The sequence below is a fragment of the Chryseobacterium sp. genome (genome assembly GCF_029240215.1).
Taxonomy (GTDB): domain Bacteria; phylum Bacteroidota; class Bacteroidia; order Flavobacteriales; family Weeksellaceae; genus Chryseobacterium.
In genome coordinates, this window is sequence record NZ_JARBTK010000002.1 from 244902 (window position 1) to 263090 (window position 18189).

20 protein-coding genes are annotated in these 18189 nt (G+C 34.2%); 6 read left to right on the forward strand and 14 right to left on the reverse strand.

Annotation, left to right across the window (positions count from 1 at the left end; translation table 11 throughout):
* Positions 1-92: 92 nt before the first annotated feature.
* The 6 genes from K0R77_RS05100 to K0R77_RS05125 form a co-directional block, all read right to left on the reverse strand.
* On the reverse strand, positions 93-602 hold the full coding sequence (locus K0R77_RS05100) for an O-acetyl-ADP-ribose deacetylase (RefSeq protein WP_300349365.1): 510 nt from the start codon (positions 600-602) through the stop codon (positions 93-95).
* 20 nt (positions 603-622) lie between these two features.
* Positions 623-1441, reverse strand: coding sequence for a TIGR02452 family protein (locus tag K0R77_RS05105; RefSeq protein ID WP_300349367.1), 819 nt, complete (start codon positions 1439-1441; stop codon positions 623-625).
* Between the two features lie 14 nt (positions 1442-1455).
* On the reverse strand, positions 1456-1929 hold the full coding sequence (locus tag K0R77_RS05110; RefSeq protein ID WP_300349369.1) for a macro domain-containing protein: 474 nt from the start codon (positions 1927-1929) through the stop codon (positions 1456-1458).
* A gap of 6 nt (positions 1930-1935) precedes the next feature.
* Complete coding sequence (locus K0R77_RS05115; protein ID WP_300349372.1) at positions 1936-2844, reverse strand: sugar kinase; 909 nt, start codon at positions 2842-2844, stop codon at positions 1936-1938.
* Between the two features lie 115 nt (positions 2845-2959).
* On the reverse strand, positions 2960-3931 hold the full coding sequence (locus tag K0R77_RS05120; RefSeq protein ID WP_300349374.1) for an SPFH domain-containing protein: 972 nt from the start codon (positions 3929-3931) through the stop codon (positions 2960-2962).
* 446 nt (positions 3932-4377) lie between these two features.
* Complete coding sequence (locus tag K0R77_RS05125; RefSeq protein ID WP_300349376.1) at positions 4378-5073, reverse strand: NUDIX domain-containing protein; 696 nt, start codon at positions 5071-5073, stop codon at positions 4378-4380.
* A 124-nt stretch (positions 5074-5197) separates the two neighbouring features.
* Between K0R77_RS05125 and K0R77_RS05130 the strand changes: the two genes are divergently transcribed.
* Positions 5198-5836, forward strand: a complete 639-nt coding sequence (locus K0R77_RS05130; RefSeq protein WP_300349379.1) for a DUF1579 domain-containing protein — start codon at positions 5198-5200, stop codon at positions 5834-5836.
* A gap of 63 nt (positions 5837-5899) precedes the next feature.
* Here K0R77_RS05130 and lepA read toward each other — a convergent pair whose 3' ends face one another.
* The 5 genes from lepA to K0R77_RS05155 form a co-directional block, all read right to left on the reverse strand.
* Positions 5900-7696, reverse strand: a complete 1797-nt coding sequence (lepA, locus tag K0R77_RS05135) for a translation elongation factor 4 (RefSeq protein WP_300349382.1) — start codon at positions 7694-7696, stop codon at positions 5900-5902.
* A gap of 81 nt (positions 7697-7777) precedes the next feature.
* Complete coding sequence (locus tag K0R77_RS05140) at positions 7778-8794, reverse strand: hypothetical protein (RefSeq protein ID WP_300349384.1); 1017 nt, start codon at positions 8792-8794, stop codon at positions 7778-7780.
* A 90-nt stretch (positions 8795-8884) separates the two neighbouring features.
* Complete coding sequence (locus tag K0R77_RS05145; protein WP_300349387.1) at positions 8885-9400, reverse strand: hypothetical protein; 516 nt, start codon at positions 9398-9400, stop codon at positions 8885-8887.
* Between the two features lie 7 nt (positions 9401-9407).
* Complete coding sequence (locus K0R77_RS05150) at positions 9408-10040, reverse strand: hypothetical protein (protein WP_300349390.1); 633 nt, start codon at positions 10038-10040, stop codon at positions 9408-9410.
* A 17-nt stretch (positions 10041-10057) separates the two neighbouring features.
* Positions 10058-10609, reverse strand: a complete 552-nt coding sequence (locus K0R77_RS05155) for a sigma-70 family RNA polymerase sigma factor (RefSeq protein WP_300349393.1) — start codon at positions 10607-10609, stop codon at positions 10058-10060.
* 332 nt (positions 10610-10941) lie between these two features.
* Here K0R77_RS05155 and K0R77_RS05160 point away from each other — a divergent pair, with 332 nt between their 5' ends.
* The 5 genes from K0R77_RS05160 (at position 10942) to K0R77_RS05180 (ending at position 16274) form a co-directional block, all read left to right on the forward strand.
* The gene (locus K0R77_RS05160; RefSeq protein WP_300349396.1) at positions 10942-11694 is read left to right on the forward strand and encodes a Rossmann-like and DUF2520 domain-containing protein; all 753 of its coding nucleotides are present in this window, start codon (positions 10942-10944) and stop codon (positions 11692-11694) included.
* A 40-nt stretch (positions 11695-11734) separates the two neighbouring features.
* Complete coding sequence (locus tag K0R77_RS05165) at positions 11735-12490, forward strand: SIMPL domain-containing protein (RefSeq protein ID WP_300349399.1); 756 nt, start codon at positions 11735-11737, stop codon at positions 12488-12490.
* A gap of 14 nt (positions 12491-12504) precedes the next feature.
* A complete protein-coding gene (locus K0R77_RS05170) occupies positions 12505-13023 on the forward strand; it encodes an HAD family hydrolase (protein WP_300349402.1) in 519 nt (172 codons plus the stop codon).
* An 8-nt stretch (positions 13024-13031) separates the two neighbouring features.
* Complete coding sequence (locus K0R77_RS05175; RefSeq protein ID WP_300349405.1) at positions 13032-13586, forward strand: nucleoside triphosphate pyrophosphatase; 555 nt, start codon at positions 13032-13034, stop codon at positions 13584-13586.
* An 87-nt stretch (positions 13587-13673) separates the two neighbouring features.
* A complete protein-coding gene (locus tag K0R77_RS05180; RefSeq protein WP_300349408.1) occupies positions 13674-16274 on the forward strand; it encodes a tetratricopeptide repeat protein in 2601 nt (866 codons plus the stop codon).
* Between the two features lie 15 nt (positions 16275-16289).
* Here K0R77_RS05180 and tsaB read toward each other — a convergent pair whose 3' ends face one another.
* From tsaB to K0R77_RS05195, 3 genes are read right to left on the reverse strand one after another with little or no spacing between them, the layout of a single operon-like run.
* A complete protein-coding gene (tsaB, locus tag K0R77_RS05185) occupies positions 16290-16970 on the reverse strand; it encodes a tRNA (adenosine(37)-N6)-threonylcarbamoyltransferase complex dimerization subunit type 1 TsaB (protein WP_300349411.1) in 681 nt (226 codons plus the stop codon).
* A 22-nt stretch (positions 16971-16992) separates the two neighbouring features.
* Complete coding sequence (locus K0R77_RS05190; RefSeq protein WP_300349413.1) at positions 16993-17424, reverse strand: hypothetical protein; 432 nt, start codon at positions 17422-17424, stop codon at positions 16993-16995.
* A gap of 5 nt (positions 17425-17429) precedes the next feature.
* Positions 17430-18182, reverse strand: coding sequence for an SDR family NAD(P)-dependent oxidoreductase (locus tag K0R77_RS05195; RefSeq protein WP_300349416.1), 753 nt, complete (start codon positions 18180-18182; stop codon positions 17430-17432).
* Between the last annotated feature and the right edge of the window lie 7 nt (positions 18183-18189).

An 18189-nucleotide genomic window follows, 5' to 3' on the forward strand; every position in this document is an offset into this window, starting at 1 on the left:
TATTTTAAACGCAAAGTCCGCAAAGATTTTATTTAAAATATTCTGCATATTTTCGTTCGCAAAGGCATTTTACTCAGCAAATGAGCATTAATTTATTCTTTTAATAATTTTTTATAAATCTCTTCATTTTCATCATCAAAGCATACAAAAATAACTTTCTCAACAACATCTGATTCAAATTTTTTTACTTCCTGAATGGCAATTTTAGCCGCCAAATCTTTTGCAAATCTGTAAACCCCTGTACTGATATTTGGAAAAGAAATGGTTTTTACATCCAAACTTTCAGCTAGTTTTAAAGAATTTTTATAGCAATTTGCCAACAGTTGTGAGCATTTTTCTTCATTATTATTCCAAATGGGCCCGACCGTGTGAATGACATATTTTGCAGGAAGATTTCCGGCTGTTGTTACCACAGCTTCTCCGGTTTTACATTTTCCTTGTCTATTTCTGATCTTTCTACATTCTTCCAAAATCGCATTTCCGCCTGCGCGATGAATTGCTCCATCGACTCCACCGCCACCCAATAAAGATGAATTGGCAGCGTTGACGATGGCGTCTGATTTTATTTTGGTGATGTCGGCTTTTATTAATTCAATTTTCATCATTTTAGTTTAGTTTAATCTTAACTTTTTATTTCTTCAAAAGGCTTTATCATTTCTTCTTTCTTCGTCAAAACTGCGAACACCACTTTTTTAAATTTACTTTTATATTTTCCGTTAAGGTGTTTCTTGAATAGTTCTGCAATTTCTTTTGGATCATTTTTAAAAACTCCGCATCCCCAAGCTCCTAAAATCAATGTTTCGTTTCCTTGATGTAGAGCTAAAGCCAGCATCTTATCCATTCTCACATCCATTGCTCCGAAAATTTCACCAACTCTTTCAGGTTCTTGTTGCGTTACAACACCTGCATTTACAGCCGGAGACGTAATGAAATTACATGCAATAGGTTTCGGCAACAATTCTCCTTTATCTTTTCTGAAAACCGGAACTTTTGGACTGTAAATCATCATATCTGTGTAAAAACAAGACTTCATTGCACGATGAGTTTTATAATAATCGTCTGCCTGAAGTTGTGTTTCATATAACGCAGAAGTTCTTGCCAAACTTTCTTCTTGCGCTTCTGCTCCGTTGATAAAACCACCTCCCGGATTTTTTGCAGAGGCAAAATTCAGGCACATGATTTTCTGCTGATCTTCTTCTTCGCTTAACTTTAAAATGGCTTTTAAAGAACTGCAGTTCCAAACTTCAAATGTTGTTTCAAAATCTGTTTTGGGGAGTTCATTATTTACCATTTCCGAAAGTTCTTCTGATGAAAACAAAACAGTTCCTTTTTTAGAGAGTTCCAGTTCGTTTTCTATATTTATTTTTTCGTTATTTTCGTTTATATAATATTTTTTGGCTAAGATGTCTAAGGTATCTTTTGCCATTCCCTTATTTGTCATTTTCAATAGTTTTTTTATTCAAAATCATAAACATATACTTTTACATTATTTTTCAGCAATGTCTTTTCAATAATTGGTTCAATTTCTTCCCAGTTTCCACCAGCCAAACCACAACCAATTCTTGGCATATGAATACTTGCATTTAATTTTAAGACTTCATCAGTTAGTTTCTCCAAACATTTTTCAACAGCTTCATATCTAATCGGAGGAATTCCTTTTGAATTGGTAATCGTTTTATGTTGTCCAATCATATTGCAAATCCAAATATCATTTTCAACCTGAATAATTTGAATTTCTCCAAGATTAAAATTTTCTTTGCTCTGAAACCATTCTCTATACTCATTTTCTGGTTTCTTCCATCTTTTAGAAATTGCCATGACAAAACCTTTTCCCCAGCCACCAATATCATTGCATATATGAGCGATGATTTTATTTCCCTCAATCTGAGGATCTGTTGCATCTCCTTTTAAATATTGTATCGTTTTCATCTTTTTCTAATTGATTACCAAAACCGCTTCCTCCTCAGAAAGCCTGATTTCCGCCGTTGCCCCACTGTTGAATTGCAAAAAATCCTGTTCGATTCCGTCACTAAATATAAAACCATTATTTGGCATTAATGATTCTATCACAAGCTTATTTCCTCTTTTTATGGCTCCTCCGCAAATTTCGGTTTGAGTTTTTATGCTTTTAAAAGGCTCTCTTACCACAAAATACAAATCATCTTCATTCAATGTTGGATATTTCAGTTCTGTTGAACCTAAAATTCCATAAGCCATGTTGAAAATAGAACTCAGCCAACCCGTACTTCCTGTTTTTGTGGAAACGATAATTCCGCTGGATGAATGGGTTTCTTCTTTTCCATTCAACACGATTTTATATCTTGCCGAACTGTGAGAAGAAATTCCGATGAACAAATCATTGACTGCCATCAATTTTTGTCCGTCATTCAAAACCGCTTCTGCAAACCTCATTTTCTTTGAACTAAAAATTTCGTTAAGAACTGCATTCACGCCATTTAAAAAGTTTTTAACATTAAAAGGAAGCAGCACACCATCATATCTTTCTTCATCAGGATTGATCGCCACAATCGGAATATTTTTAGAATATTTTGCAACATTTGCTACCAATCCGTCTTGTCCGATTACAATAATCAAATTCTTTTCAGAGAAAATATAGGACGGAACAAATTCTCTTTCCACCACTTTATTTTTAATGACTTTGGAGAGCTTGGTCTGAACTTCAAGAAATGACTGATAGAATTTTTCATGTTCATCCACATATTCCTGAAAATCTCCTCCTGAACTTTCAATATAAAACTGAGCCTGAGCTTTGGTATTGAATCTCTCAATTAAAGACTCAAGCCTTGTTTTATTTTTAATGATGATGGCGTATTCGATTTGCATTTTTTTAATTTTTTTAACCATTAAGATGAATTAAGAAGTGAAGTTTAGTTAAGAAAATCATACTGATTTTTAAGCTTAAAAGCAAAACTCAATAATTCTTAGCAACTTAAATTCCTTAATGTTTCAAAATACTTTCTAATAAATCAGGACTTATATTTAAGTTTCCTATTTTGCCAGCATTTTCTGCTAATTCTCTGAAAGCTAAAGCTATGTTTGATCTTGCATCCTGATTTCCATTTAAAGCTGTTAAAACTCTCCAATCCATTTCTTTGTATGGTTTTAAAGAAGTTTCCAAAACATAACCTTGCGTTTCTGCTTCTTTTCTGTCGTTTTCGGTTTTTTGTTCTATCAGTTGTTTTCTCTGATTTTCAACGGAAATATCGGCAGCAATCTTCATTTCTCTCAAAACCCTGTTGTTTTCTTCCTGCTGAACTTCGGTTTCCATTCTTTTTTCTTCGATCTGTTTTTGTTTTTCTTCAACCGCAATTTCTGTGTTTAGCTCAGATTCTTTGATCTTTCTTTCCTGTTCGACCGCAAAATTTCTTCTTTCATAAATCGCTTCATCTGCCTGCTGTTGAAGTTTTTCTCTTGTTTCCGTTTCCAGTGCTCTTGCCATTTCGGGCGTAGTCTGAACAGCCAGAATATTGGCTCCTAATATCTCAATTCCCATCGTCTGAATCGCTTCTGAAGACTTTAATCCTTCCAGAATATTTCCTTCAATTTTTTTTGCTGAACGGATGGCATCTTTTAAACTTAATTCATGAATAAATGATGAAGTAGAAGTCTGCGCAAGATTAATTATCCTTTGATTAAGTTTTTCAATGTCGTTTTTCTTGTAAACTCCAGCCTCGTTTACCGTGAAATCCAACGTGTTTGAAAGTGCTTTCGGATCAGTAATTTTATAACTTATCTGTCCCTGAATTTTCACTGTCTGATAATCAAACGTATTTTCGTTAAAAATAAACGGCAGATCATTACTTCCCATCGGAATCGCAGCAATAGAACTGTTTGAAGCGAAATAAAAGAATGATAAACCTCTTCCCTCCCTTACGATTTCCCCATTTTTGAAATGAAGAACGTAAGTCATTGAATCAAATTTGATGTGTCTGAAACCAAACATAGCTTTACGTTTTAAATTAATATTTGTGTTATATTTACGCTAATTGAAAATTGCATAGTTTTGCAATAATACTTTTGCGAATTATCAATTTCATGATTGTGTTATTTTTACACAAATATAAGAAAGGTTAATTTTAGTAGCCAAATCTATTTGTGTTTATTTTACGCTAATTAATTTAATTGATTGATTTTCAGATGGGAAAATTTATTTAATTTAAACACGAATGACACAAATATTTTCACGAATGGCACAATTGATTATTGTTTATTTAAGTTTCGGCTAAGCCAATGGATTGTTTATTCATCAAAAAACAGGCTAAAGCCCGTTCCTATTGATACAAAAAATCCTAATTGTTTTAATGTTTGAATTTTGTGTTATTTGTGAAAAACATTTGTGCGGCTCGTGTTTAAAAATCATTTAATTTCGAAATAAAATCCTTGTTCTTCAAGCTCCTTATACTTCTCTTCATTGAAAGTAAATAATTTTCCGGGTCTTCCGCTGCCTTCTTTTTTAACATTATTCGTTTCATTCAAAAGTCCGTAACTCATGATTTTTTTGCGGAAATTTCTGCGGTCTATTTCCTGTCCGATAATGGTTTTGTACAAATTCTCAAGGTCTGAAAAAGGAAATTCTTCATTGAGAAGATTAAAGCCGATTGGTTGATATTGAATTTTTGTGCGAAGTCTTTTTAAAGCAATATCAATGATCGTTTGATGATCAAAAGCCAATTTCGGAAGACTGTTAATACCGAACCATTGTGCATCTTCCGCATCTGAATCTGCAAAAAGCTCGTGATAAGAAGGATTTACAAGCCCCAAATAAGCTATAGAAACTACTCTATTTCGCGGATCGCGACCCACATTACCAAAAGTATAAAGTTGTTCCAGAAAATCAGGGTTTATACCTGCTTCTTCGTGCAATTCTCTTTTTACAGCATCATCAAGATTTTCATCATCCAAAACAAGTCCTCCCGGAAGCGCCCAACCTCCTTTAAAAGGTTCAATATTTCTTTTAATTAAAAGAATCTGAAGATCCTTCTTATCAAAATATCCGAAAATAACTGCATCTACAGCAACTTTTATATCCTGTAATTTTTTTGGAGACTCCATTGTATTAATTTGCGTTGTGAATACACAAAATTACAATATATAAAAACCAATATCGATAATAAAATAATAATTTTTTGAAAAGGTATTTTTACTAAATTTATAACCAACTTAAAACTAAACTATTATGAAAAATTTATTATTTGCAGCTTGCACAGCTTTCTTGTTTATCGCTTGTGAAAAAGTAAAAGTGGATGTAAAAACAGGTTCAGACAAAACCGATTCTACCGCCAACGAAGAATGGAAACCTGTAGATTCTGCAACAGCTACAAAAGCCTGGATGGATTATGCAACTCCGGGAGATATGCAGAAAATGCTGGCAAAATCTGACGGAAACTGGTCAGGAGAAACTACAATGTGGATGGAAAACGGCGGAAAACCTATGACGAGTAAGTCTGAAGCTATCAACAAAATGGTTTTTGACGGTCGTTATCAGGTAAGTAGTCACAAAGGAAATTTTATGGGAATGCCTTTTGAAGGAATGAGTATTACCGGCTACGACAATTCTAAAAATAAATTTGTAAGCACTTGGATTGACAATATGGGAACAGGAATTATGAACATGGAAGGCGATTGGAATGCATCCAAAAAATCTATCGAATTTAAAGGTAAAATGACCGATCCGAGCAGACCGGGAAAAGATTGTAACATGAGAGAAGTATACACTTTTGTAGACGACACTCATCAAACAATGGAAATGTATGGTCCGGATTCTAAAACAGGCAAAGAATTCAAAACCATGGAAATTAAATTTGTGAAAAAATAAAATCCTACGCTTAAGATTTACCAAAAACAAAAAGACCGATAAAATTTATCGGTCTTTTTTATATTAATCGTTTAGCTTTAAAACTGCCATGAACGCTGATTGTGGCACTTCTACCCTACCAATCTGCTTCATTTTCTTTTTACCTTCTTTCTGTTTCTCAAGAAGCTTTCTCTTTCTGGAAATATCACCACCGTAACATTTTGCAGTAACGTCTTTTCTTAATGCTTTAATAGTTTCTCTTGCGATAACTTTCGCTCCCAACGCTGCCTGAACCGCAATATCAAACTGCTGTCTAGGAATCAGTTCACGAAGTTTTTCACACATCTTTTTACCTATGTAATACGCATTAGAATCGTGAATCAATGAAGATAAAGCATCAACCATATCTCCGTTAATAAGGATATCCATTTTTACCAACTTAGAAGAACGCATTCCGATTGGAGAATAATCAAATGAAGCATATCCTTTAGAAATAGATTTCAAACGATCATAAAAGTCGAAAACAACTTCTGCTAAAGGCATATTGAAGGTCAATTCTACTCTGTCCGCTGTTAAATAACTTTGATTGACAATTTCTCCTCTTTTCTCGATACATAGCGTCATTACTGCACCTACAAAATCAGATTTAGTAATAATAGAAGCTTTTATATATGGTTCTTCAACTCTATCTAAAAGATTGGGATCAATCATTTCAGACGGGTTGTTGATTAAAATTGCCGTTTCAGGATCTTTTTTTGAATATCCGTGGTACGAAACGTTGGGAACCGTGGTAATAACGTTCATATCAAACTCTCTTTCAAGACGCTCCTGAACAATTTCCATGTGAAGCATTCCTAAGAATCCGCAACGGAAACCAAAACCAAGTGCCGCAGAACTTTCAGGTTCAAAAACCAAAGAAGCATCATTCAGTCTTAATTTTTCCAATGAAAATCTTAATTCCTCAAAATCTTCAGATTCAATCGGATAAATTCCTGCAAAAACCATCGGTTTTACTTCTTCAAAACCATCAATTGCAGCAGCAGCAGGATTCACAAAAGAGGTAATGGTATCACCCACTTTTACTTCACGAGCATCCTTAATCCCTGAAATAATGTAACCTACATCACCACATTCAATTGTTTTTTTCGGAACCTGTTTTAGCTTTAAAGTTCCAACTTCATCAGCACCGTATTCTTTTCCTGTTGCAAAAAATTTGATCTTTTCGTTTTTAGAAATACTCCCGTTTACCACTTTGAAATAAGCCTCAATTCCTCTGAAAGGATTGTAAACCGAGTCAAAGATCAACGCCTGAAGAGGAGCTTTCGGATCTCCAACCGGAGCAGGAATTCTTGCAACGATCTGTTCTAACAAATCTCGAACACCTTCACCGGTTTTCCCTGAAACACGAAGAACATCTTCATACTTACACCCGATTAATCCCATAATTTCGTCGGTAACTTCTTCAGGATTTGCTGACGGAAGGTCAATTTTATTTAGAATCGGAATAATTTCCAGATCATTTTCTAGAGCCAGATACAAATTACTAATTGTTTGTGCCTGAATACTTTGAGCTGCATCAACAATCAGAAGCGCCCCCTCACAAGCAGCGATGGAACGGGAAACTTCGTAAGAAAAATCTACGTGTCCCGGTGTATCGATAAGGTTTAAAATATATTTTTCGCCATTAAGCTCATAATCCATCTGGATGGCGTGAGATTTTATCGTGATCCCACGTTCTTTTTCCAGATCCATATCATCCAGCGTCTGAGATTGTAATTCTCTCTGAGTCACGGTATTGGTGTACTCCAAAAGACGGTCTGCCAAAGTAGATTTACCGTGGTCGATATGGGCGATTATGCAAAAATTTCGTATGTTTTTCATTTAAGAACTATGTAATTTGCAAAGATAAAAAAAAGAGAGACAATTCCTCTCTCTTAACCTGTAAGCTATGAAATTAATTCATTAATTATTCGAAAAATCATATTCGCCCGTTAAAAGGTCTATGTAAATTTCTTCTTTTTCTTCTGTTTTCATTTTCTTCTGTTTTGCAGCTTGGTCGATAGAACCCGCAACTGCCCCTATTAAACCAAACATTCCGTATGCGCTGTTGTATTGTACCGGAAGAATCTGTCCTCTATTTGCCTTTATATAAAATCCATTTTCATTTTTACTAAGTTCTATAAAGCCAGACATTGTTTTCTTATAAGCTTTGCCATTTTCAATATAAGCAAACATTTTGTTAGAAGATATCTTTTCCTTCTTGCCGTTTTCTGATTTTATTGCCTTTGTAACTTCCCCTCTGTTATTTCTTTCCAAAACATAACTTCCTTGCAGAGGATTCTGATTGAAAAATGAAGTAAAATTCGGGTAAATTCCATCTTTTAATTGCTCATTTTTAAAGGCCGTATATGTACTTCTTAAATAAGCTTCATAATCAGAAAGATCATTAAGTGTTACTACATTTTGAATAGGTTCTAATGTATATGCTTTTTTAATAAAGACAGAGAAAATCACCGGAATATTTTTTACCATCAATTCTGAAACGTCTTTATCCTGAAAAGAAAAAACAGTATCTTTTTTATACAAAAACTTATACTGATCACCTTCTTTTTGAAAAATCTGAGCAGAAAAATCCATTGTTCCTTGTGTTTTCTTGCCGTCACTTTCTCCTGTTGAAAGTTTCAATCTTTTTAAAATAAGTAATAATTCATTTTGCCCTGATAAAGAATTTCCTTTATCATACCAAACTTTAAAATCATTTTCTGGTGTAGTGGGAAATATAACTTCTTTCATTTCTTTACTTTCACCAAAAGGCAACACTCCAATTGACTGATTTTGCCTTTGATCTAAAACCTTAAAATCTTTGTAAGTGACATCGTCAAATCTTGTAATATTCCCTTTAAACTTTATAACTTCTTTTGCCTGAGAAAATAGTAGGACCGCCAATAAAAAGAAAAACGCCTGAAATAGTTTTTTCATATTTTTTTTTGCAAAAATAGGATTTTTCTGAAAATTAAACGACCCTTGCAATAAATTGCAAGGGTCGTCCAACATTAAAAAAATAAACTATTATGGGTTTTGTCTGGGTTTTGAGCCCTTATTGTTCCCGCCGTGAGTTTTCTTCCTCTCATTCATTTTATCCCTCATCATTCCTTCAGACTGAAACAACTTCAAAACTTTCTGACACGGAATGACAGTTTGCATCTTTTCCGCATATTTTTTCCTGTTATCTAATAATTTTTGCCCTACATCAAAACTCTGCTGCAATTTTACTTTTGCCTCTTCCTCTGATAAGGTTTCCGGATTAAAATTAGAATCAAACTGACTTTTTATCTTTTTCTGATTGTCCAGATATTCATTGTACATTGCTGTAAATTCGGTTTTATCTTTCGGATCAACATTAAGATTATCTAGCACCATATTGTTCCTAAACTGGGTAAGAAGCGCTTTTCTCTCTTCCGGAGAAAGATTATTTATAACTTCTTTTCTTTGCTTAGGGTCCATTTTTTTCCAGTCGTAATCTGTCTTTTGGGCATTTAAGCCAAAACCATAAATAACAAGAAGTGTAAATAATATTTTTTTCATTTCTCTTTTAATTATATAAATCCAAATAAACATCCTGTGTGGAATTATTGGCTAATTCTGCAATCTCAGAATTTGAAAACGAATCCAAATATTCTGACATCTGTGCTTCGGTTTTCTTTGAAACTGGCTTTACAGTTTGTGGTTTTGCCTCTGTTTTTTCAGGAACATAGGCAACCGTTTTTATTTGTTGATTTTTCTGCTGATTGTCAATTGTTTGATTGTTATTTTCAACAGAAGTTAAATCAGATTTTAAAGTCTCATAAGCTACTTCGCTTTCCTTTTTCTGGTCAGAATTATTTGAAGCATAATTTTTCACAGAAGTGTTATCATCATTTGAATCTGAGAAAGAATTATACACAAAAGCTGATCCAAAAATCAATGCCAGTGATGCTGCAGCTGCATATCCCCAGTTTAATTTGAAAATAGGAGCCTTTTTATTTACATTCAATTGCATTATTACATTTTCCTGAACATTTTCAAACAAATGATCCGAAACTTTGTAAATATTTTTACGTTCTAATTTTTCCAGATCAAAATCATTCACCTCGCTCAATACTCTTTCCTGAATGCTTTCAAACATATTTTCAGGAAGTTTGTAAATATTTTTGCGTTCTAATTTCTCCAGATCAAAATCTTTCATGTCGTTGTTTCTAAAAATTATTTTTCGTAATTTTCTTTAATATATTCTTCTATTTTCTGCTTGGCATAATGATAATTTGTTTTTAAAGTTCCTACCGACATATCTACAATTTTAGATATTTCTTCGTAAGGTAAATCATCATAATACCGCATCATAAATACCAGTTTCTGCTTTTCGGGCAGGCTTTGTATGGCTTTCTGCAAAAAGACCTGTATCTCTTCAGCATCGCTGTGTGTATTATCGGCAACCAGATTCTGCATATAATATTCCGGATCTTCATCCGTTTTTTGCATTTTCTTCAGTTTATTGATCTGCTGCAACGCTTCATTGGTTGCAATTCTGTACAGCCAGGTATATAACTGACTGTCATTTTTAAACTGATGAAAATTCTGATATGCTTTTATAAAAGTCTCCTGCAAAGTGTCCTGAGCAAGGTCTCCATCTACAATAATCCTTCGGATGTGCCAATATAATCTACTCTGATAAGCATCCATCAATGCACGAATACCTTTTTCAAGAGTTCGTGGATTTTGCATCAGCGCAATAATCTCTGCGTCTTTAATCTTCATAAGATGCTTTCATTGTTTTGGATTACAAAAGTATTTAAAAGTTAAATTACTTATTCAATTTTTAGTCCAAATGTTCATAGAAAAATTTATAATACTCATTTATACAAACAAAATTCAATAGCATGTTTATTATTCTGGAAGAAACTGATAGACATGCGTGATGTTGTAAAGTCTAATATCAAAAAATCTTTAATCTTTAATCTTTAATCTTTAATCTTTAATCTTTAATCTTTAATCTTTAATCTTTAATCTTTAATCTTTAATCTTTAATCTTTAATCTTTAATTACAAATCACTTTTCTACTAATTATAACAAAATCTTATCTTTGTTAGATGCAAACTGTAATTATCGGTTCCGGAAATGTAGCTTATCACCTTGCAAAAGCTTTCACACAGAATAATATTCCTCTGAAACAGGTTTTTGGAAGAAATAAGGAAGATCTAAAAAAGATTTCCGAAGAATTAAATATTTCATACTCTACAAAAAGTCTTTCAGATGCAGATCTCTACATTATTTGTGTGAGTGATCAGTCTGTAGAAAATGTTTCAAAATTGATCACTAAAAAAGATTGTCTTGTTTCGCATACTTCAGGTTCATTGCCTAAAGAAATTCTGATAGGGGAGTACAGAAAATCAAGCTTTTATCCTTTGCAGACATTTTCAAAATCTAAACAATTGGATTATTCAAAAATCCCTTTTTTTATAGAAACCGAAATTGATGAAGATCAGAAATTACTTACTGATTTGGCCTCAAGAATTTCAGAAAATGTAATGAAAAGTGACCATGAAAAAAGAAAATATATTCATCTGACTGCAGTTTTCGCATGTAATTTTGTGAATCATCTTTTTTCCAGAGCTAAAGAAATTTCTGATGCTCAGGAAATTCCGTTTGATTATTTTTTACCGTTAATTGATGAGACCGTCAAAAAAATTCACGAAATTGAACCCAAATCAGCACAAACAGGACCCGCAGTGAGAAATGACACACGCGTTTTGGAATTACACGAACAATTATTGAAAGACGAAAGTCTTGAGATTTACAAAACAATGAATCATTCTATTAAAAAAATGTATGATTTAGATTAAAAGCATCGTAATTTGCTATCTTTGAAGAAACTCACAGAATATGAAAACAAATTTCGTCCCTTCACTTATCATTGGAATAGCAGTAATTATTACCGCATTAATATTAGGTTCAAGCTTCAAAAACAGAAATGTGAAACAAGACACAATATCTGTTACGGGTCTTGGCTCCAAAGATTTCACATCAGATGAGATTCGATGGGGAGGAAGTTTTGATGCATCGGCAATGGACGCAAAGGACGCCTACAATTTAATTTTGCAGGATAAAGAAAAGGTAAAAGCTTTTTTCCAGAGCAAAGGTTTTAAAAATGGCGAATTTTCTTTTGGCGGCGTCAATTTTTCAAAATCCTACCGCACTGTTACCAGTAAAGACTCCGAAGGTATTGAAAAGTCCGAAGAGATTTTTGATGGTTACAAAGCCACACAAAGCATTTCATTTAATGCAAAGAAAAATCCGGCTTTGATGAGAAAAATAGAAACTGTGATGGATAAAACCGCAGAACTCATTAACAGCGGTGTACAATTTGAGCCCGGAACGCCACAATATACCTATTCTGATCTTGCTTCACTGAAGCATAATTTGATCGAAGCAGGTGCAAAAGATGCTATGCAGAGAGCAGAAAAAATTGTAAATACCGCAGATGGAAGCCTTGGAAAACTAAAAGATGCCTCTATGGGTGTATTTCAAATTACCGCGAAAGGCTCAACTGATGAAGACAGCTACGGTGGAAATTTTGACACTTCAAGTAAGGCAAAATCAGCGAGAATTACCGTGAGACTGACTTACAATTTAGATTAAACTTTTTTATAAAAATGAGTTATAAAGAGAAATTAAAAAATATAAAAGCCTTTGTATTTGATGTAGACGGAGTTTTCACCGATGGAAGCGTTTATCTGATGCCTGGTGGAAATATGAGCAGAGTGATGAATGTCTTAGATGGTTATGCAGTCGTTAAAGCTCTAAAAAACAACTATTTAATCGGAGTAATAACCGGAGGAAATGACGAAATGGTAAGACACCGAATCAATTATCTCGGAATTGAAGATTATTACGCAAAATCACACGATAAAATGGTGGATTATGCAGATTTTAAAAATAAATACAATTTAAAAAACGAAGAAATTCTTACCATGGGAGATGACCTTCCGGATCTTCATATGATGCAAAATTCGGCAATTTCAACCTGTCCGGAAAATGCAGTTCCCGAAATTAAAAATATTGCAGATTACATTTCACCAAAACAGGGTGGAAGTGGAGCAGTTCGTGATGTGATTGAACAGGTAATGAAAGTTCAGGGAAAATGGCATGATGACAACACGCAATCTGTTTAAAATTGAATATGAAAATACTTTTAGCATCGCAATCTCCAAGAAGAAAAGAATTACTCTCAAGCTTAGGATTTGACTTTGAAGTCGTAAAAATCGATTGTGAAGAAATTTTACCTGAAAATATTGAAATAGAAAAAGCTGCAGCTTATTTATCTGAATTAAAAGCAGATGCATTCAGAAAACTTGAAGCTGATGAAGTTCTAATTACCGCAGATACAGTTGTAGCTATTGACAATCAGATTCTTGGGAAACCAAAAGATGAAGCAGACGCAAAAAACATGCTGCAGAAACTATCCGGAAAAACACATCAGGTTTTTACAGGGATTTCTATAAAAACTTTAGATAAGATAATTACCGAAACTGATGTTGCTGATGTAGATTTTGAAGAAATTTCTGATGAAGAGATTGATTTTTATCTGAAAAATTACAAACCTTTCGATAAAGCCGGGAGCTATGGCATTCAGGAATGGCTCGGAATGGCGAAAATTAAAAAAATGAATGGGAGTTTTTATACCATTATGGGACTTCCTACTCATTTGGTTTACAAAATTTTAAAAGAAATATAAATAAATTCCCCATAAAATTTTATTATTTTTACAGAATCATCAATCTGATCAGATAATAAAAAGCAGATTAGAGAGTTATATTGAATAATGAAAAAGAATATTATATTCCTTTTAGCAGCGATTATCGTTGTTTCCTGCACTACCAAGGTAAAAAAGCCGGAAGCGAGATCTAAATTTCTAAAAGGTTTCTCCACATATTACAATACGCTTTTTAATGCAAAAGACGCATTAAACAGTGAATTTACAAGCAGAGATAAAGCTCATAAAGACAATTTTTATGCGCCGCACATTCCTATCCTTACCTACGAAGAACAGCCGATTGGTAGTGATCTTGGACAATCTTCTGCGTTTGCAGAAAACTCGATGAAGATGGCAGATGTCAACCGTCCTTCAGCTTCGAATAGTAGCAGAAGTGCACCGGGAATGCCTCCTCCTGGAAATTCAGTTCCTGGAATGCCACAAGATCCCAACAATCCACAAGGAAAAGGTGCAACCACCCTCGAAATTGCAGAAGCAAAAGCTTTAAAGGCAATCGGAAAATATTCTGTCATCAGAAAAGGGGAGGAGCAGAACAAAACTATTTTTGACGCTTATATCATTCTTGCACAATCACGTATTTATCAGGGAAAATCAAGACAGGCTCTTGATGCACTTAACTACGTTTTTACCCATATGAAGGAAGACAAAAGACTTCCTTTAGCAAGAGTTTATGAAGGTTTAGCATACGCCGAACTTAAAGATTACTACAAGTCTGATCAGATTTTTGCAAAACTGAAAAGCGAAGGAATCAGTAAAGATCATGACAAACTTCTGAGTATTTATTATTCTGAATCCCTTTTGGATGCCGGTAAAAAAGAAGAAGCCGTAAAAGAGCTTGACCGTGCTTTTGAACTGAACGGGAACAGAAAACTGAAAAGCAGAATTGCATTTTTGAGAGGGCAGGTTTTAACGGAATTAGGAAGAAATGAGCCAGCTCGTGAAAGCTTTATGGCGGCTTACAAATATGCCAATGATTTTGAATTTGAGGTAAAATCACAAATCGAAATCGCAAAAACTTTTAACGGAAAAGGTGATTACAACGGTGCTAAAAAATACCTTGAAGATATCAGTAAAAAAGGAACGTACGAATCAAGAAAAAATGAGTTTTACTATGCTTTAGGCCTAATGGCAAACAAAGCAGGAAAACCAGAAGAAGGACAGGAATATTTCAGGAAATCTCTTTTGGAAAAAGTTTCAGATCCGCAGGTACGTGGTTTGGCTTATTATGAGATCGGAAGAAGATATTTAGATAAAAATGATTATATCGGGGCAGGTGCATATTATGATTCTGCATTGGCAACGATGACTTATGAACCTTCAAAAATACTTTTAAAAGATCAGTCAGCAAATATTAAGAAAATCTCTAAAAACTATTATCTGATCAGAAAAAATGACAGTATTCTTACCATAGCGAGAATGTCTGAAGCTCAGAAAACAGAATATTTTGCCAAACATATCGAAAAGCTTAAAGCAAAAGAAGCGAAAGAAGAATTAGAAAGATTGCGCGCAGAAAGAAACAAAGGCTTTGATACAGGAGATTATAATGCCAATTCACTTTTTGCAAACGGTTCAAATTCTTTTGAAGATTTCGGAACGGCTACAAAAGGATTTTATTATGGAAATACAGGAACAGTAAGCAAAGGAACCTCAACATTTAAGCAGGTTTGGGGAGACAGAGCATTGGTGGATAACTGGCGTTATTCTAAGAAAATGGCTTCTATTGAAGATATGAAAAATGAAGCTTTAGGTATAAATACAGCGCCGAACCCAAGACGTTTTGAACCTGCATATTATATTGAGCAGATTCCGAATGATGAAGCCAGATTATCTCAACTTAAAAAAGACCGAGACACAGCTTCTTTGGGTCTTGGAATCATGTATCAGAACTATTTTACCAATACACCTTTAGCAACAAAAACGCTGTATGATTTGGTAGATGTAAAACCTGAAGAAAAAGTAATGCTGCAGGCTTTGTATGAGATTTTTGCTATGAATTATGAGAAAAACCCGCAGGTTTCAGCAAGGGCAAAACAAATCTTATTGACAGATTATCCTTACAGTTCTTATGCAGAATTTGCAAGAAACCCCAAAAACAATACATTTGTAAAATCATCTCCGGAAACAGAAAATGATTACAAAATGGCATATGCTTTATTCGAATCTGAGAAATTTGCAGAAAGCCAAAATATCATTGATCAGGCGATTTTGAAAAATCCTAAAGATGCACTCGTTCCTAAACTTTCTCTTCTGAATGCTTTTAATGCAGGAAAATCAAGTGGAAAAGAGGTGATGATTCTGCAATTGGAACAGATCGTTTTAAATTACGGTAAAACTCCTGAAGGCGAAAAGGCAAAAGAAATGCTGAATTATCTTAAAAGTGATGTTACGTTTCAATCCACAGATAATAAAGGGAATGTTGTTTCTCAAAATGTTACCAATATTCCTCAAAAACCGTCTGAATTTAGTCAGCCAACGCAGAAGATTCAACAAAATAATATAACCGCTCCGGGAAATCAGAACAATCCGCTGCCGAACAGTTCACAACCCATGAATAATGCCATACAAAGCAATGTTCCTAAGAAACCGGATATGAATAGCAACACTCAACAACTACAACCGGCAACATCAGTTCCCGCGCAGAAAAAATAAACAAAAAAGCGAAGATCAGTCTTCGCTTTTTTTCTTTTTAACTCCGTGAAATTCTTTTAAATAAAAAGGTTCGAAGTAGGCTATATCTTCAAAATCTTTATTCTCGATTTTCTCTAAAGTTTTCTTTACTAAATATTGAGCAGAAGGGTAGATATCTTCATTAAACTCAGCATTGGGAAGCTGTAAAATTTCCTTTGCTTTTTTTGCGCCGTCACCAACGAAAATGATTTTTTTATCTTTAAATTCCTGAAAAGATGTTTCATCTAAAATTTTAGCTTCGATCGGCGTAATTTCATCTCCTTTATTTCCGTCGTAAACGGCAGTATAAACCTCCATTCTTCTTGCATCGACTAAAGGTATGACAAAATCATAGTTTTGATTTAAAAACGGCTCTATCATGCTTTCCAAAGAATTGACAGCAATTAAAGGAATTTTCAGTCCGTAGCAAAAACCTTTTGCAGACGCAGAACCTATTCTTAATCCGGTATAAGAACCCGGACCTTTTCCTAAAGAAACTGCTTCGATATCTTTTATTGACAGTTCAGCACCTTCCAAAGCCCATTCTACAAATGAGTGAAGACTTTCTGACTGTTTATAATTTTCTGAAACTTCTTCGCATACACACAACAGCTTTTCATTATCCGAAATGGCTACTGAGCAGTTTTTTGAAGATGTTTCAAGGTATAGGATTTTCATTAATCTAAAGATTTTTGCAAATTTATGGCTTTATTTCCACACTTTGTCGACTCCAAAGTTTCCAGACAGATTTCTTTTTGATCCAGATTTCAAGCACTGCAAGCTTCATTTCAAAATCATAATTTTTGTAGAGACCTGCAACTTTGATGATTCTTCTGAGACTGATGGTGTTTTTTAATTTTTTAATTTCAGAAACTTCAGACTGTCTGATTTCTTTGTAAATCACTTTTTTTGATGAGAAATCTTTTTTAAAATCATTCAAATTCTGAACCCAACCGTTGGAATGTCCGAAAGATACCTCTGAACACAAAAGATCTATAATTTTGTCATCGTTATTCTGCATGAGAGAATCAAGCCTTTTTGCTTCTGATAGAACTGCTTTTTCATGTTTTGAATAACTTTGAGAAAGTGCAGAAATAGAGAAGAAGAAAAAAATGAAAACTAAATATTTCATTCAGATTATCCTTTTCTGTAAATCGTTCTCGGTTCGCTTTGAGCACTCGGATAAATCGTCATATCTGAAACGGTAACGTGTTGCGGGGCATTCACACAATAAGCAATGGCATCTGCAATATCTTCTGCTTTTAAAGCTTCGTAACCTGCATAAACGGTTGCAGCTCTCTCCTGATCTCCTTTAAATCTAACCAAAGAAAAATCTGTTTCTACCGCTCCAGGTTGGATATTGGTTACCCTGATTCCAAATTCGGTAAGTTCAATTCGCATTCCTTCCGAAATAACATCAACAGCTTTTTTTGTTGCGCAATACACAACACCGTTTGCATAAGTCTGTCTTGCGGCAACCGAACTGATATTGATAATATGTCCTGAATTCCTTTCCTTCATCATCGGAATAAGCGTTTTGGATACATATAAAAGTCCTTTTACATTTCCATCGATCATAGAATCCCAATCTGAAGTGTTTCCGGCTGAAAGTGGCTCTAAACCATGCGCATTGCCTGCATTGTTGATGAGAACGTCAATGTTTTTCCATTCTTCTGGCAGAGAATTGATAGCATTTTCAACTTCTACAAGGTTTCTGACATCAAATTTTAGCGTAAAAACTTCGGTGAAAGCTGATAATTCCGTTTTTACAGATTCTAAAACTTCTGCACGTCTTCCGCAAATAATGATTCTGTTGCCTTGTTTTGCGAAAAGTTCTGCGGTGGATTTTCCGATTCCGGAAGTTGCTCCGGTGATGAGTATTGTCTTCATATTTTTG

Coding starts and splice junctions, on each gene's coding strand:
- K0R77_RS05140 (WP_300349384.1), bottom strand. CDS start 8,794: ATGAAAAAACTATTTCAGGCGTTTTTCTTTTTATTGGCGGTCCTACTA.
- K0R77_RS05105 (WP_300349367.1), bottom strand. CDS start 1,441: ATGACAAATAAGGGAATGGCAAAAGATACCTTAGACATCTTAGCCAAA.
- K0R77_RS05195 (WP_300349416.1), bottom strand. CDS start 18,182: ATGAAGACAATACTCATCACCGGAGCAACTTCCGGAATCGGAAAATCC.
- K0R77_RS05110 (WP_300349369.1), bottom strand. CDS start 1,929: ATGAAAACGATACAATATTTAAAAGGAGATGCAACAGATCCTCAGATT.
- K0R77_RS05175 (WP_300349405.1), top strand. CDS start 13,032: ATGAAAATACTTTTAGCATCGCAATCTCCAAGAAGAAAAGAATTACTC.
- K0R77_RS05145 (WP_300349387.1), bottom strand. CDS start 9,400: ATGAAAAAAATATTATTTACACTTCTTGTTATTTATGGTTTTGGCTTA.
- tsaB (WP_300349411.1), bottom strand. CDS start 16,970: ATGAAAATCCTATACCTTGAAACATCTTCAAAAAACTGCTCAGTAGCC.
- K0R77_RS05125 (WP_300349376.1), bottom strand. CDS start 5,073: ATGGAGTCTCCAAAAAAATTACAGGATATAAAAGTTGCTGTAGATGCA.
- K0R77_RS05115 (WP_300349372.1), bottom strand. CDS start 2,844: ATGCAAATCGAATACGCCATCATCATTAAAAATAAAACAAGGCTTGAG.
- K0R77_RS05160 (WP_300349396.1), top strand. CDS start 10,942: ATGCAAACTGTAATTATCGGTTCCGGAAATGTAGCTTATCACCTTGCA.
- K0R77_RS05100 (WP_300349365.1), bottom strand. CDS start 602: ATGAAAATTGAATTAATAAAAGCCGACATCACCAAAATAAAATCAGAC.
- K0R77_RS05190 (WP_300349413.1), bottom strand. CDS start 17,424: ATGAAATATTTAGTTTTCATTTTTTTCTTCTTCTCTATTTCTGCACTT.
- K0R77_RS05130 (WP_300349379.1), top strand. CDS start 5,198: ATGAAAAATTTATTATTTGCAGCTTGCACAGCTTTCTTGTTTATCGCT.
- K0R77_RS05180 (WP_300349408.1), top strand. CDS start 13,674: ATGAAAAAGAATATTATATTCCTTTTAGCAGCGATTATCGTTGTTTCC.
- K0R77_RS05165 (WP_300349399.1), top strand. CDS start 11,735: ATGAAAACAAATTTCGTCCCTTCACTTATCATTGGAATAGCAGTAATT.
- K0R77_RS05150 (WP_300349390.1), bottom strand. CDS start 10,040: ATGAAAGATTTTGATCTGGAGAAATTAGAACGCAAAAATATTTACAAA.
- K0R77_RS05170 (WP_300349402.1), top strand. CDS start 12,505: ATGAGTTATAAAGAGAAATTAAAAAATATAAAAGCCTTTGTATTTGAT.
- K0R77_RS05120 (WP_300349374.1), bottom strand. CDS start 3,931: ATGACTTACGTTCTTCATTTCAAAAATGGGGAAATCGTAAGGGAGGGA.
- K0R77_RS05155 (WP_300349393.1), bottom strand. CDS start 10,609: ATGAAGATTAAAGACGCAGAGATTATTGCGCTGATGCAAAATCCACGA.
- lepA (WP_300349382.1), bottom strand. CDS start 7,696: ATGAAAAACATACGAAATTTTTGCATAATCGCCCATATCGACCACGGT.